Source organism: Nocardioides sp. S5-5 (genome assembly GCF_054954065.1).
Window position 1 is genome coordinate 1,314,882 of the sequence record NZ_CP199913.1, and the last position, 13,374, is coordinate 1,328,255.

The following is a 13,374-nucleotide window of genomic DNA, read 5'->3' on the forward strand; positions in this document are numbered from 1 at the left end:
GAGTAGGGTTCGGTCATGGACGAGCTCGACCAGCGCCGGCGGCGCGCGCTCGCCGCCTGGACCACCTGGGTGGAGGAGGGCGACAGTGCGCTGACCCAGGTGCGGCCCGAGATCCTCGACAGCTGGACCCGTTCAGGGGCGTGCGTCGCGCGCGACGTGATCCGGGCGCCGCTCGCCGACGAGTCGGAGACCCGCTCGTTCTGGCAGGGCTCGCCGCTCCAGATCGCGGTCGAGCGGGTCGAGGAGGAGCTGCGCCGCACGGCCGAGGACGGTGACCTGGTCCTCGCCGTCACCGATCCCGACACCCGCGTGCTGTGGACGTACGGCGGCCGGGTGATGCGTCGCAAGGCCGAGACCGTGAACTTCGTGCCGGGCGGGCGCTGGGACGACCGCTCGGTCGGCACCAACGCGCTCGACCTCGCCAACCGGCTGGACCGCCCCTCGATGGTGTTCAGCGCCGAGCACTACGCCCCCATCGTCCACAACTGGGTGTGCTGGGCCGCGCCGGTCCACGACCCGGTGAGCGGCGCCAAGCTGGGCGTCCTCGACATCTCCACCACCTGGGAGCGCACCCACCCGATCGGCCTGGCCACAGCCCGGGTGCTGGCCCGGCTGGTGGAGGGGGCGCTGCCGCGCACCCATCTCTACGAGAGCGCCGCACCTCCCGAGGAGACCAGCGAGCCAGGCCTGGTGCTCAGCCTGCTCGGCACCGCCGAGGCGCGCGTCGACGGCCGGCGCCTGCTGCTCAACCGGCGCCAGACCGAGATCCTGTCGCTGCTCGCGCTGCACCCCGACGGGCTCTCGCTCGACCAGCTCCACGCCATGCTGTACGGCGACCACGCGGTCACCTTCTCCACGCTCAAGGCCGAGGTCTCCCACCTGCGCGCGGCGCTGTCCGGCCAGCTCGCCTCGCGCCCCTACCGGCTGCTCATGCCGATCGCCACCGACGTCGACCACGTGCTCGCCCTGCTGCGCCGAGGCAACGTCGCGGCGGCCGTCGAGGCCTACGGCGGCGACCTGCTGCCCGGCACCGAGAGCCCGGCGCTGGTCGAGATGGGGGAGTACGTCGCCGTCGCGGTCCGCGAGGCGCTGCTCGCCGACCCGCAGCCCGACGCGGTGCTGCACTACAGCGAGCTGGCGCCGTACGACACCGCCGTGCTGGAGGCCTGCCTGGCCGAGCTCGGCCGCGCGGGTCGGCTGCGGCACCCCGCCATCCCGCTGCTCAAGGCGCGGCTCGCGGTCGCCGACGACTGAGCCCGCCCGGACCTCGAGGAGGCCTCAGGCGCGGGTGGTCTCCAGCCACTCCCGGATCTCGTCGTTGTGCTGCCCGAGCGTGGGCGGCGCGACGTGCCGCTCGCGGCCGCCGGCGTAGGCGTTGTCGTCGAAGCGCAGCGGCGGGCCGGGGAGCTGGATGTCGCCGAGAGTGGTGTGCTCGACGTCGATGAGCAGGCCCTGGGAGCGGGTCTGCTCCCACGCGTAGACGTCGTCGAGGGTGCGCACCTTGCCGGCCGGGACGCCGGCCTTGTCGAGGCGCTCGAGGACCTCCTCGGCACTGACGGGGGCGAGCAGCTCCTCGATGAGGGCAATGACGGCGTCGCGGTTCTGGACCCGCTCGGGGTTGGTCGCCATGCCGTCGCGTCCCGGGTCGATGTCGAGCTCGGCGCACAGCGCCTGCCACAGCTTCTCCGAGCCGCAGGCGATCTGCACCGGCGCGGTCTTGGTGGCGAACATGCCGTAGGGCGCGATCGAGGGGTGGTGGCCGCCGGCCAGCCCGGGGACCTCCTTGGCGACGGTCCACTTGGTGCCCTGGAAGGCGTGGACGCCGACCATGCCGGCGAGCAGCGAGGTATGCACGACCCGGCCGCGGCCGGTGCGCTCGCGCTCGTAGAGGGCCGACACCACGCCGTACGCGCCGTTCATGCCGGCCAGCAGGTCGGCGATCGGCACGCCCACCTTGGTCGGCTCGCTCAGCCCGGTCAGCGACATCAGCCCGCCCTCGCCCTGGGCGATCTGGTCGAAGCCGGAGCGGGTCGCCTCGGGGCCGTCGTGGCCGAAGCCGGTGATCTGCAGGACGACCAGGCGCGGGTTGAGCTCATGGAGCCGGGAGATCGGGAAGCCGAGGCGGTCCAGGACGCCGACCCGGAAGTTCTCCATCAGCACGTCGGCGCGCTCGACCAGCCGGGCCAGGACGTCCTGGTCGGCGGGGTCCTTGAGGTCGAGGGTGATCGACTCCTTGTTGCGGTTCGCCGAGAGGAAGTACGTCGACTCGCGGCTGCCCTCCGTGGGGTCCACGAAGGGCGGACCCCAGGTCCGGGTGTCGTCGCCGGTGGGACTCTCGACCTTGATCACCCGGGCGCCGAGGTCGCCCAGCATCATCGCCGCATGGGGGCCGGCGAGGGCGCGGGTGAGGTCGAGGACCAGGACGTCGTCAAGCGGCGCGGACATGGGTCGACCCTAGTGACCACGACACGCCCGGTGCATGGCAGGTGTTGCCAAGAGAACCGCCCTGATCAGGGCAGGAGCAGCACCACCGTCTCGGCGACCGCGGCCGGCTTGTCCTCGCCCTCGATCTCGATGACGTGCTTGAGGGTGACCTGGTAGCCGCTGGCGAGCTCGGTGACCTCGGCCAGGGTGACCGTCGACCGGATCCGCCTGCCGACCAGGACCGGGCTCGGGAAGCGCACCTTGTTGACGCCGTAGTTCAGCTTGGCACCGGGGGTCTCGATGCCGAAGACGCCGCTGCCGAGCCACGGGATCAGCGAGAGGGTGAGGTAGCCGTGGGCGATGGTGCCGCCGAACGGGCCGTCCTTCGCCTTCTCGACGTCGACATGGATCCACTGGTGGTCGCCGGTCGCCTCGGCGAACTGGTTCACCCGCTCCTGGGTGATCTCGACCCAGTCACTGGTGCCGAGGACCTCGCCGTTGGCGGCGACCAGCTCGTCGAAGGTGGTGAAGACCCGCATGCCTCGTGCTCCTCGCTCTCTAGGATTCGGTCATGGAACCTACACGTGGCCTTCCGGAGGACCTGCTGCGGGCGGCACCCAAGGTGCTGCTCCACGACCACCTCGACGGAGGACTGCGGCCGGCGACGATCATCGAGCTCGCCGCCGGCGTGGGGCACGCCCTCCCCGCGACCGACACCGACGCGCTGGCGCGCTGGTTCGCGGAGGCCGCCGACTCCGGCTCCCTCGAGCGCTATCTGGAGACCTTCGCCCACACCGTCGGGGTGATGCAGACCGCCGAGGCGCTGACCCGGGTCGCGCGGGAGTGCGTCGAGGACCTGGCTGCCGACGGCGTCGTGTACGCCGAGATCCGCTACGCCCCCGAGCTGCACGTCGAGTCCGGGCTCGACCTCGAGGAGGTGGTCGCCGCCGTCCAGCAGGGCTTCGAGGAGGGCATGGCCGCGGCCGACGGCCGGATCATCGTGCGGCACCTGCTCACCGCGATGCGCCAGGCCGCGCGGGCCATGGAGATCGCCGAGCTCGCCATCGCCTGGCGTGACCGCGGCGTCGTCGGCTTCGACATCGCCGGCCCCGAGGCGGGCTACCCGCCCACCCGGTTCATCGACGCCTTCGAGTACCTCCAGCGCGAGAACTCCCACTTCACCATCCACGCCGGCGAGGGCTTCGGGCTGCCGTCGATCTGGGAGGCGGTGCAGTGGTGCGGTGCCGACCGACTCGGTCACGGGGTGCGGATCGTCGACGACATCGCCGTGCCCGTCGAGGGGGCGGACGGCGTCGCGCAGCTGGGCCGGCTGGCGTCGTACGTCCGGGACAAGCGGATCCCGCTCGAGATGTGCCCGTCGTCCAACGTGCAGACCGGTGCCGCGCCGTCGCTGGCCGAGCACCCGATCCGGCTGCTGGCCTCGCTGCGGTTCCGGGTCACCGTCAACACCGACAACCGGCTGATGAGCCGCACCACGCTGAGCCGGGAGCTCGGGCTGCTCGCCGAGACGTTCGGGTACGGCTGGGCCGAGATGGAGTGGCTGACCGTCAACGCGATGAAGTCCGCGTTCATCCCGTACGACGAGCGGTACCGGCTGATCACCGAGACCATCAAGCCCTGGTACGCGGCTCAGGCTCAGACCACGAACCAGAAGTAGCCCCAGCCGGCGACGCCGACCCGCTGCCCGGCCCAGTTCTCGGCGGGGACGTCGATCAGGTGCCCGCTCGCCGGGTCGAACACCTCGACGCCCGTCGCGGTCGCACGCACTGCCAGCACCACGTGGCGCGGCAGGCAGCGGCTGCCGATGTAGACGCCGACCGGACGGCTGTGCAGCTGCTCGCGCAGCACGTCGTAGGCGATCGCGGGGCGGGGGCGCGCGATCACCGTCGCGACGTACACGCCGGTCAGGGCCCGAAGGGCGTTGGCCACCGCCCAGGGCGGGGTGCCGAGCGCGCGCGGCCACGGCAGCTGGAAGCGGTCGCGCGGGCTGCGCGAGGAGGTGAGCAGCCGGTGCTCCTCGATGATGGCGGCCTCGGGGTCCTCGGGGCGCCAGGTCGTCAGCAGGGCGCGGGCGCCGAGGACGCTCGCCGCGCCGCAGCTGCGGGTGTCGGGCTGGCGCAGGCTGCTCGGCGCCAGGTCAGCCGGCCACCGCATGATCGCCCTCCTGGTCGCTGCTCTCCCGCAGCTCGGCGAACGCCCGGTCGCCGGTCGCCACCCGGCAGCCGACCGCGGTCGCGCGGCGCACGATCTGACGCTGGGCGCGGGCCAGCGCGAGGCCGCGTCGTACCAGGACCGGGGGCGGCTTGCGGTGCTCTCGCAGATCGCGGGTGAGCCGACGCCAGAAGGTCACCGCGGGGTGCTGGGTGATGCAGTACGCGGTCGCGAGGATGCCCGCCCGCCGGCACTCCTCGACGATCTCGGTCGCGAAGATCCCCTCCGCGCAGAACCGGGTCGCGCCGCCGAGGTCGAGGCGTTGGGTGCCGGTGCGCCGGCTCTGTGAGATCGAGTAGACGGGCACCTCGGTCGCGCCCGTCGTACACAGCTCGCGGAGCGCGGCGAAGGCGTCCTCGTGGTTCCAGGTGCCCGGATGGTCCCAGTCGACGAGGCCGGCGTTGGCGCCCGCGGTGATCAGCGGCAGTCCCGGCTCGTCGCCGTCGCGGTAGAAGTCGTCGAGGCGCAGCGTCGGCCAGCCGTAGGCCTTCGCGAGCCGCCCGGCCAGTCGCGACTTGCCGGACCCGGACGGGCCGGCGAGCACGATCACGCGGGCCCCGGGCCATCCGTCGGTCATGAGGGTCGAGTCTGCCGTACCGGCCCCGAGGGAGCGAGCCGGGTGCGGCCGACCACCTTTGGGCGTGCCGATGTCCCCGCGATCTCGGTGACTCGCGGGGTGTGGGGCTCGGTCCCTACTCGTCGGGTGGGCTGGGATCGCTGGTGCCGTGGATCGGGTGGGTGCCGCGGTGGTCGACACGGAACCGGAACCCGTTCGGGCTGGTCCACACGTACGAGCCCGGCGTCACGATGTCGTAGCGCCATCGTGAGTGGGTCTTGGCCCTGTGATGGCGTCGACACAACGGCACTTCGTTGCAGGGACACGTCGGGCCACCCTGGTCGAACGGGCGGTGGTGGTCGAGGTCGCAACGCTGTGCGGGACGAGCGCAGTGGGGGAACCGGCAGGTGTGGTCCCGCAGGATCACACGTGTCCGATGACGCTCGGGGATCTCGTACGCCGTCACGGGCACGTGGTCGGCCAGGTCGATCACCGGCCGCACGACGATGGTGGTGTCCTTCGAGCGGAGCCATGCGCGGATCTGCGTGGTGGTGATGGGGCAGCGGCCCTCCTCCCACCGGCCGACCGGGTTGGCGGAGGGGCTCACGAACGGGTTGTCGCCGAGGAGGCTGGTGTCGGTGATGTGGACGTTGAGGACGACCTTGCGTCCCGGGACGGTGGCCGTGACTTCGCCGGTGTCGGGGTCGGGGATCAACAGGTCCAGGGCGAGGTCTTGGCGGGCGATCTCCGCGACCGCCTTGGACCGGCGCACGTCCAACGGCGAGTCATCACCCAACCGGCCGAGCACGTCAGCGCGTCGGGCAACGGCTTGGTCGAGGTCGCGCCCGTCGGCGGCGTCGAGAAGTCCGTCGAGGTGGACCAGGCCGTGCTCGTCGACCTCGCCGATGTCGAAACGACGCCGGTCCGCGGCGCGCTGCCGGTCGGCTTCGGCGCGTTCGGGGTCGAACCGCACGATCGCCTCGGCGACGAGTCGTTCGAGCTGCGCCCACCCGACCCCGGAGGCGTTGAACAGCTGTCGGTCCACGAATCCTGCGGCCTCAGCAGACAGGCCGTGGGTGAGGTCCGCGATCCGCTCTGCCCGCCACGGTGCGAGCTTCCCGGCGACAACGGCGGCGTAGACGTTCGGGAGCCGCCACGCGCACTCGAGGACTCGCCCCACGTAGGCCCGGCCACCATCCGGGGAGCGGCCCAGCACCGCGACCAGTTCCATGAGGGCGAACTCCGAGACCAGTGGCGCTCCGTCACCGGCGATCGGGAGGCCGGTGTCGAGGAAGCCGTCGACGATGGTCGGGGCGCCCTCGGGTGAGGTCAGGCGGTGCTCGTCGGCCCAGGCGACGATGTCTTCCCACTCCTCGACGAGGAGTGCGTTCCGGGAGCGGATCCGCTCACCGACCCGCGACAGCAGGGTTGCTGTCGCGTGGGGGCGGGTTCCGAGATCCATGACTGGACTCTCCCACCCACCCCCGACACAAAGCCGAGGGTCGAGAGCCGCCTGGAGGTGGCATTCGACCCCGGATGTCAGATCCCGATCGGGTGCCACACCGTCTTGTGCTCCACGAACGCGGTCATGGGAGACAACCCGGGCTCGACGGCCCAGTCCGGCTCGGCATCCGGCGCGCGGCGTACCCGCTTGAGGTTGTCGGCCGCCGCGACCTCGAGGTCGGTGGCGAGGTCGGGGGAGCCCGCGACACCGCACAGGTCGATCGCGTTGACGTCCATGTGGGCGGCCAGCCACGGTCCGAGGACCGCGGCGTCGCCGGTGAGGATGTTGACCACGCCGCCGGGGACGTCGGAGGTCGCGAGCACCTCGGAGAAGGTCACCGCCGGCAGCGGCCGCTCGAAGGAGGACACGACCACCGCGACATTGCCGGTCACGATGACCGGCGCGACGACCGAGACCAGGCCCAGCAGCGAGGACTCCTGCGGGGCCAGCACGCCGACCACGCCGGTCGGCTCGGGGGCGGTGTGGTTGAAGAACGGCCCCGCGACGGGATTGGCGTTGCCGATCACCTGGGCGAGCTTGTCGGCCCACCCGGCGTACCAGACCAGGCGGTCGACGGCGGCGTCGACCTGACCCCGCGCCACCGCCGCGGAGACGCCCTCGGACTGGCGCACGGCCTCCTCGAACTGCGGACGGCGGTCCTCCATGACCTCGGCGATCCGGTAGACCACCTGGCCGCGGTTGTACGCGGTCCGGCCGGCCCACGGCCCGAAGGCCTTGCGGGCCGCGACGACGGCGTCGCGGACGTCCTTGCGGGAGGCGAGGGCGGCGTTGGCCACGAACTTCCCCTTGCTGTCGGTGACCTCGTAGGAGTGGCCGGACTCCGAGCGCGGGAACGCGCCGCCGATGTAGAGCTTGTAGGTCTTGCGCACGTCGATGCGAGCCATCAGGCGTCAGCTCCCTCGAGATAGGCGGCGAGGCCCTGGCGCCCGCCCTCGCGGCCGTAGCCGGACTCCTTGTAGCCGCCGAACGGACTGGCCGGGTCGAACTTGTTGAACGTGTTGGCCCACACCACGCCGGCCCGCAGCTGGGAGGCCATGTGCAGGATCCGTGAGCCCTTCTCGGTCCAGACCCCCGCGGAGAGGCCGTACGGCGTGTTGTTGGCCTTCTCGATCGCCTCGGCGGGCGTGCGGAAGGTCAGCACCGACAGCACCGGCCCGAAGACCTCCTCGCGCGCGATCCGGTGCGCCTGGGTGACGCCGGTGAAGATCGTCGGCGGGAACCAGAAGCCGGACGACGGCAGCTCGCACTCCGGCGCCCAGCGCTCGGCGCCCTCGGCCTCGCCGATGTCGGAGAGCTCGCGGATGCGAGCGAGCTGCTCGGAGGAGTTGATGGCGCCGATGTCGGTGTTCTTGTCGAGCGGGTCGCCCACGCGCAGCGTGGACATCCGGCGCTTGAGCCGGGAGAGCACCTCGTCGGCGACGGACTCCTGCACGAGCAGGCGGGATCCGGCGCAGCAGACGTGGCCCTGGTTGAAGAAGATGCCGCCGACGATGCCCTCGATCGCCTGGTCGATGGGCGCGTCGTCGAACACGATGTTGGCGGCCTTGCCGCCGAGCTCGAGCGTCGCCTTCTTGTCGGTGCCGGCGATCGCCCGCGCGATCGCCTTGCCGACCGCGGTGGAGCCGGTGAACGCGACCTTGTCGACGTCCGGGTGCGACACGACGGCCTGGCCGGTCGCGCCGGCGCCGGTGACGATGTTGACGACGCCCGGCGGCAGGTCGGCCTGCTGGCAGATCTCCGCGAACAGCAGTGCCGTCAGCGGCGTGGTCTCGGCCGGCTTGAGGACGACCGTGTTGCCGCACGCCAGCGCGGGCGCGACCTTCCACGCCAGCATGAGCAGCGGGAAGTTCCACGGGATGACCTGGCCCGCGACGCCGAGGGGTCGCGGGTCGGGGCCGAGGCCGGCGTAGTCGAGCTTGTCGGCCCAGCCGGCGTAGTAGAAGAAGTGCGCCGCCACGACGGGTACGTCGACGTCGCGGCTCTCCTTGATCGGCTTGCCGTTGTCGATCGACTCCAGGACGGCCAGCTCGCGGCCGCGCTCCTGGATGATCCGGGCGATCCGGAACAGGTACTTCGCCCGCTCCTTGCCGGACATGCGCGACCAGCCCCGGAAGGCGCGTCGGGCCGCGCGAACCGCGAGGTCGACGTCGGCCTCGGACGCCTCCGCGACCTCGGCGAGGGTCTCCTCGGTGGCGGGGTTGATCGTCTTGAACGACGACCCGCGGCCGTCGACGAACTCGCCGTCGACGAACAGGCCGTAGGAGGGCTTGATGTCGACGATGCTCCGGGACTCGGGCGCCGGTGCGTACTCGAACGGAGTGCTGTTCTTGGCCAAGGGGATCAGTCCAGGGTGAAGTAGTCGGGACCGCTGTAGCGGCCGGTGGTCAGCTTCGTGCGCTGCATGAGCAGGTCGTTGAGCAGCGTGGAGGCGCCGAACCGGAACCAGTCGGGGTCCAGCCAGTCGTCGCCGGCGATCTCGTTGACCATGACGAGGTACTTGATCGCGTCCTTGGCGGTGCGGATGCCGCCCGCCGGCTTCACGCCGATCTGGACGCCGGTCGCCTCGCGGAAGTCGCGGACCGCCTCCAGCATGACGAGGGTGACCGGCAGGGTCGCGGCCGGCTGCACCTTGCCGGTGGAGGTCTTGATGAAGTCGGTGCCGGCCAGCATCGCCAGCCAGGACGCGCGCCGGACGTTGTCGTAGGTCTGCAGCTCGCCGGTCTCGAAGATCACCTTGAGGTGGGCGTGCGAGCCGTCGGGACGCACGCACGCCTCGCGGGTCGCGACGATCTCCTCGAACACCTGCAGGTAGCGACCGGCCAGGAAGGCGCCCCGGTCGATGACCATGTCGATCTCGTCGGCGCCACCCGCGACCGCGTCGCGGGTGTCGGCCAGCTTGACGTCCATCGACGCCCGACCGCTCGGGAAGGCCGTGGCGACCGCGGCGACGTTGACCGAGGAGCCGACGATCGCCTTCACCTCGCCGACCAGGTCGCCGTAGACGCAGACCGCGGCGACCGACGGGCAGCTCGGGTCGGCCGGATCGGGGCGCAGCGCCTTGCCGGCCAGCGCCCGCACCTTGCCGGGCGTGTCCTGGCCCTCGAGCGTCGTAAGGTCGACCATCCGGATGGCGAGGTCGAGCGCCCACGCCTTCGCGGTCGTCTTGATCGAGCGGGTCCCGAGCCCGGCCGCGCGGGCCTCGGCGCCGACCTGGTCGACGCCGGGCAGGCCGTGCAGGAACCGGCGCAGCGAGGCCTCGCTCGCCGTCACTTCGGAGTACGCCGCGAGGGCGGTGGTCGCCATTGCCTCAGCATAGGGTTGGGAACCGTGCAGAACGAAGGTGTCGACAAGGTCGAGCGGTACAGCTCCGGTGGTCTGGTCATGGGCGTGATCGGGCTGGTGCTGGTGGCTGGCGTGCTGATCTACGGGATCGTCGCCGACGAGGCGGGCTTCGCTCCGTGGGCCTACCCGTGCTGCCTGCTGCTCGGCCTGCTGACCTGGCTGGTGCTGGTCCGGCCCGCGATCCGCCTGCACCGCGACGAGCTCGAGCTCCGTAACGTGCTGCACTCCCGCTGGATTCGGTTCGCGGCGATCACCGGCGTCGAGATCAGCCAGGTGACGGTGGTGCGCGTCGGGGAGCAGCGCTACGTCGGCAGCGGGTTCGGCCGCACCCGCCGCTCCATCCACCGCGACAGCCGGGCCGCCCACGACACCCCCCTGGAGAACAGGTCCACGGCCTGGCTGATCGAGGACAAGATCGAGCGCCGGATCGCCGCGGCCCGCGAGCGTCGTACGACGGACGACGCGGTCCCCGAGGTCCGGCACGTCTGGGCGTGGCCCGAGATCGCGCTGCTCGGCGTGCTCGCGATCGCCACCCTGGTGCTGGCCCTCCTCGGCTGAGGCTTCGCCCGGTTCGTAGGCTGCACGCCATGCAGACCCCTGCCCGGCTCGCCGCCGCTGCCCTCCTGTCGTTGTCCGTGCTCGCCACCGGTGCCTGTGGCGACGAGGGCGCGGGCAAGGTGGCGGACACGTCCGCGTCCGCGCCGAGCGAGGAGTGCGCCGTCGACGACATCACCGTCGAGGGCGACTTCGGCAGCGAGCCGACGATCACCATCCCCGACGACTGCGCGCCGCCGACGACCCTGCTCACCGAGGACCTGGTCACCGGCACCGGACCCGAGGCGAAGGCCGGCGACACGGTCGAGACGAACTACCACCTGGTCACCTGGTCGGACAAGCAGGTGCTCGACAGCTCCTTCGAGCGCGGCCAGACCTACCCGCTCGAGAACCTCGGCAACGCGGCGGTCATCGACGGCTGGAACCAGGGCCTGATCGGCGTCCGGCAGGGCACCCGCCGGCTGCTCGTCGTCCCGCCGGACCTGGGCTACGGCCAGGGCGGCAACGGGGTCGCGCCCAACGAGACCCTGGTCTTCGTGGTCGACGCCGTCTCGATCAGCTGAGCATCAGATGCCCGCTGCGGCGGCGATGTCGGCCCGCAGCGCGGTGAGCCGCGTCGCCGCCTCGGCGCGGGCCGTGGTGACGTCGCCGTCGACGACGGGGACGACGACCTCGAGATAGCACTTGAGCTTGGGCTCGGTGCCGCTCGGGCGGACCACGACCCGGCTGCCGTCGGCGGTGCGGTAGCGCAGCCCGTCGGTGGGCGGCAGCTGCGCCGAGCCGGCGGTGAGGTCGTCGGCGGTCGTCACCTCGGAGCCGCCGAGGATGGCGGGCGGGGTCTCGCGCAGGCGGGCCATGGCGGTCGCGATCTCGCCGAGGTCGGTGACCCGCACCGAGAGCTGGTCGGTGGCGTGCAGCCCGTGCGTGACGGCGATGTCGTCGAGCAGGTCCGGCAGGCCGCGGCCGGCGGCCTTGGCCTCGGCGGCGATCTCGCACAGCAGCAGGGCCGCGGAGACGCCGTCCTTGTCGGCGACGTGGGTGGGATCGACGCAGTAGCCGAGCGCCTCCTCGTAGCCGAACACCAGATCCGGCAGCCGGCCGATCCACTTGAAGCCGGTCAGCGTCTCGGCGTACCGCTGGCCGGCGGCCGCGGCCATCGTCCCCAGCAGTGACGACGAGACGATCGAGGTGGCGTAGAGGCCCTCGCGCCCGGCCCGCAGCAGGTGGTCGGCGAGCAGAGCCCCCACCTCGTCGCCGCGCAGCATCCGCCAGCCGTCCGGTCCCGGTACGGCGACCGCGCACCGGTCCGCGTCGGGGTCGTTGGCGATGACCAGGTCGGCGCCGGTCCTCTCGGCCAGGGCGACCGCGCGGTCGATCGCGCCGGGCTCCTCCGGGTTGGGGAAGGCGACGGTCGGGAAGTCGGGGTCCGGCGCCTCCTGCTCGGCGACGACCTGCGGGGTGGCGAAGCCCGCGTTCTCGAGCACGGTCGGCAGCGCGCCGCCGCCGACGCCGTGCAGCGGCGTGTAGACGATGGTGAGGTCGCGCGGGCCGTCGCCGGCGATCGCGGCGACGGTGTCGAGATAGGCGTCGACGATCCCGTCGTCGAGGACCCGGCCGCCGGTGGTCTCCAGCGGCACCCGGGCCACCGACTCCAGGCTGCCGACCGCGTCGATCCGCGCGGCGATCCCGGTGTCGGCGGGCGGCACGATCTGGCTGCCGTCGCCGAGGTAGACCTTGTAGCCGTTGTCCTGCGGCGGGTTGTGGCTCGCGGTCACCATCACGCCGGCCGCGCAGCCCAGCTCGCGGATCGCGAACGCCAGCAGCGGCGTCGGCAGCGGCCGGGGGAGCAGCAGCGGCTTGAGACCCGCGCCGGCCATCACCTCGGCCGTGTCGCGGGCGAACAGGTCGGAGTTGTGGCGGGCGTCGTACCCGATGACGACGGGGGCGCCGGCGGTGGTGCCGGTGTCGCGGAGGTACGCCGCGAGGCCGGCCGCCGCCCGGATCACGACGATCCGGTTCATCCGGTTGGGGCCGGCCCCGAGGGCGCCGCGCAGGCCCGCCGTACCGAACTCCAGAGTCCCGCGGAAGCGGTCGGCGAGGTCGGCGCGCGCATCCGCGTCGCCCGCCTCGACGGCCGCGATCACCCGGACCAGCTCGTCGCGGGTCTGCACGTCGGGGTCCTCGGCGAGCCAGGACTGGGCCCGGGCGAGCAGGACGTCAGTGTCAGGCGTGGTCACCGGCCCACCGTAGCCGGGTCATGCGTCGATGGTGCTCGGGCGCCATGATGGGCCCGTGCGCCGCTCCTTCGCGTTCTCCGACTCCTGGGTCGTCGCCGCGCCGGTCGACGACGTGGCGACCACGCTCGTCGACCTGGAGCACTACCCGCGCTGGTGGCCCCAGGTGCGTGCCGTCGCCAAGCTCGGACCCGACACCGCATGGGTGCGCTGCCGCTCGGCCCTGCCCTACACCCTCGACCTGGTCCTCGACGCGGTCTCCCGAACCCCGCCGGTGGTCGAGGTCGCGATCGGCGGCGACCTCGACGGGTACGCGCGGTTCACGCTGAACGCCGAGGGAGCCGGCACCCGGCTGGACTTCGCGCAGGAGGTCAGCGTCGGCGGCCTGCTCGCCCTGGCGTCGTACGGCGGGCGGTGGCTGCTGGTCTGGAACCACCGCCGGATGATGGCCGGCTGCCGGGTGGGGCTGGCGTCAGCGGTACGCCGCTGAGCGAGCGCCCAGCCGC

General features: G+C 72.3%; 14 protein-coding genes. 5 read left to right on the forward strand and 9 right to left on the reverse strand.

What is annotated here, in order from left to right; all coding sequences use genetic code 11:
* Window positions 1-15: 15 nt before the first annotated feature.
* Window positions 16-1,254: a transcriptional regulator gene (locus ACUP6Y_RS06225; protein ID WP_462554822.1), complete on the forward strand. Its 1,239-nt coding sequence runs from the start codon at window positions 16-18 to the stop codon at window positions 1,252-1,254.
* Window positions 1,255-1,278: 24 nt separating this feature from the next.
* On the opposite strand, the gene ACUP6Y_RS06230 is transcribed toward ACUP6Y_RS06225, so the two are convergent.
* Both ACUP6Y_RS06230 and ACUP6Y_RS06235 read right to left on the reverse strand, forming a co-directional pair.
* Window positions 1,279-2,445: a CaiB/BaiF CoA transferase family protein gene (locus tag ACUP6Y_RS06230; protein WP_462554823.1), complete on the reverse strand. Its 1,167-nt coding sequence runs from the start codon at window positions 2,443-2,445 to the stop codon at window positions 1,279-1,281.
* Window positions 2,446-2,510: 65 nt separating this feature from the next.
* Window positions 2,511-2,963 carry a MaoC family dehydratase gene (locus ACUP6Y_RS06235; protein ID WP_462554825.1) on the reverse strand — a complete coding sequence of 151 codons (453 nt, stop codon included), beginning with the start codon at window positions 2,961-2,963 and terminating at the stop codon, window positions 2,511-2,513.
* 32 nt (window positions 2,964-2,995) lie between these two features.
* Here ACUP6Y_RS06235 and ACUP6Y_RS06240 point away from each other — a divergent pair, with 32 nt between their 5' ends.
* A complete protein-coding gene (locus ACUP6Y_RS06240) occupies window positions 2,996-4,102 on the forward strand; it encodes an adenosine deaminase (RefSeq protein WP_462554826.1) in 1,107 nt (368 codons plus the stop codon).
* On the opposite strand, the gene ACUP6Y_RS06245 is transcribed toward ACUP6Y_RS06240, so the two are convergent.
* The 6 genes from ACUP6Y_RS06245 to deoC form a co-directional block, all read right to left on the reverse strand.
* Window positions 4,081-4,599, reverse strand: a complete 519-nt coding sequence (locus ACUP6Y_RS06245) for a hypothetical protein (RefSeq protein ID WP_462554827.1) — start codon at window positions 4,597-4,599, stop codon at window positions 4,081-4,083. The two genes, ACUP6Y_RS06240 and ACUP6Y_RS06245, sit on opposite strands and share 22 nt — an antisense overlap.
* On the reverse strand, window positions 4,583-5,233 hold the full coding sequence (locus tag ACUP6Y_RS06250; protein WP_462554828.1) for an ATP-binding protein: 651 nt from the start codon (window positions 5,231-5,233) through the stop codon (window positions 4,583-4,585). Before ACUP6Y_RS06250 ends, ACUP6Y_RS06245 begins: the two co-directional genes overlap by 17 nt.
* Window positions 5,234-5,348: 115 nt before the next feature.
* Window positions 5,349-6,674 carry an HNH endonuclease signature motif containing protein gene (locus ACUP6Y_RS06255; protein ID WP_462554829.1) on the reverse strand — a complete coding sequence of 442 codons (1,326 nt, stop codon included), beginning with the start codon at window positions 6,672-6,674 and terminating at the stop codon, window positions 5,349-5,351.
* A gap of 77 nt (window positions 6,675-6,751) precedes the next feature.
* Complete coding sequence (locus ACUP6Y_RS06260) at window positions 6,752-7,621, reverse strand: aldehyde dehydrogenase family protein (RefSeq protein ID WP_462554830.1); 870 nt, start codon at window positions 7,619-7,621, stop codon at window positions 6,752-6,754.
* Window positions 7,621-9,072 (reverse strand): aldehyde dehydrogenase family protein, encoded by a 1,452-nt coding sequence (locus ACUP6Y_RS06265; protein WP_462554832.1) that lies wholly within the window; start codon window positions 9,070-9,072, stop codon window positions 7,621-7,623. Before ACUP6Y_RS06265 ends, ACUP6Y_RS06260 begins: the two co-directional genes overlap by 1 nt.
* A gap of 5 nt (window positions 9,073-9,077) precedes the next feature.
* Window positions 9,078-10,040, reverse strand: coding sequence for a deoxyribose-phosphate aldolase (gene deoC / locus ACUP6Y_RS06270; RefSeq protein WP_462554836.1), 963 nt, complete (start codon window positions 10,038-10,040; stop codon window positions 9,078-9,080).
* A 24-nt stretch (window positions 10,041-10,064) separates the two neighbouring features.
* Between deoC and ACUP6Y_RS06275 the strand changes: the two genes are divergently transcribed.
* Together ACUP6Y_RS06275 and ACUP6Y_RS06280 are read left to right on the forward strand one after the other, a co-directional pair.
* Entirely contained in the window at window positions 10,065-10,637 is a 573-nt protein-coding gene (locus tag ACUP6Y_RS06275) for a hypothetical protein (protein ID WP_462554840.1), read from the forward strand.
* Between the two features lie 29 nt (window positions 10,638-10,666).
* Window positions 10,667-11,197 carry an FKBP-type peptidyl-prolyl cis-trans isomerase gene (locus tag ACUP6Y_RS06280; RefSeq protein WP_462554841.1) on the forward strand — a complete coding sequence of 177 codons (531 nt, stop codon included), beginning with the start codon at window positions 10,667-10,669 and terminating at the stop codon, window positions 11,195-11,197.
* A 3-nt stretch (window positions 11,198-11,200) separates the two neighbouring features.
* Here the strand turns inward: ACUP6Y_RS06280 and ACUP6Y_RS06285 are convergent, their stop codons facing one another.
* Entirely contained in the window at window positions 11,201-12,871 is a 1,671-nt protein-coding gene (locus tag ACUP6Y_RS06285; protein ID WP_462554842.1) for a phospho-sugar mutase, read from the reverse strand.
* Between the two features lie 55 nt (window positions 12,872-12,926).
* On the opposite strand from ACUP6Y_RS06285, the gene ACUP6Y_RS06290 reads away from it, so the two are divergent.
* Entirely contained in the window at window positions 12,927-13,358 is a 432-nt protein-coding gene (locus tag ACUP6Y_RS06290) for an SRPBCC family protein (protein WP_462554844.1), read from the forward strand.
* Window positions 13,359-13,374: the final 16 nt, after the last annotated feature.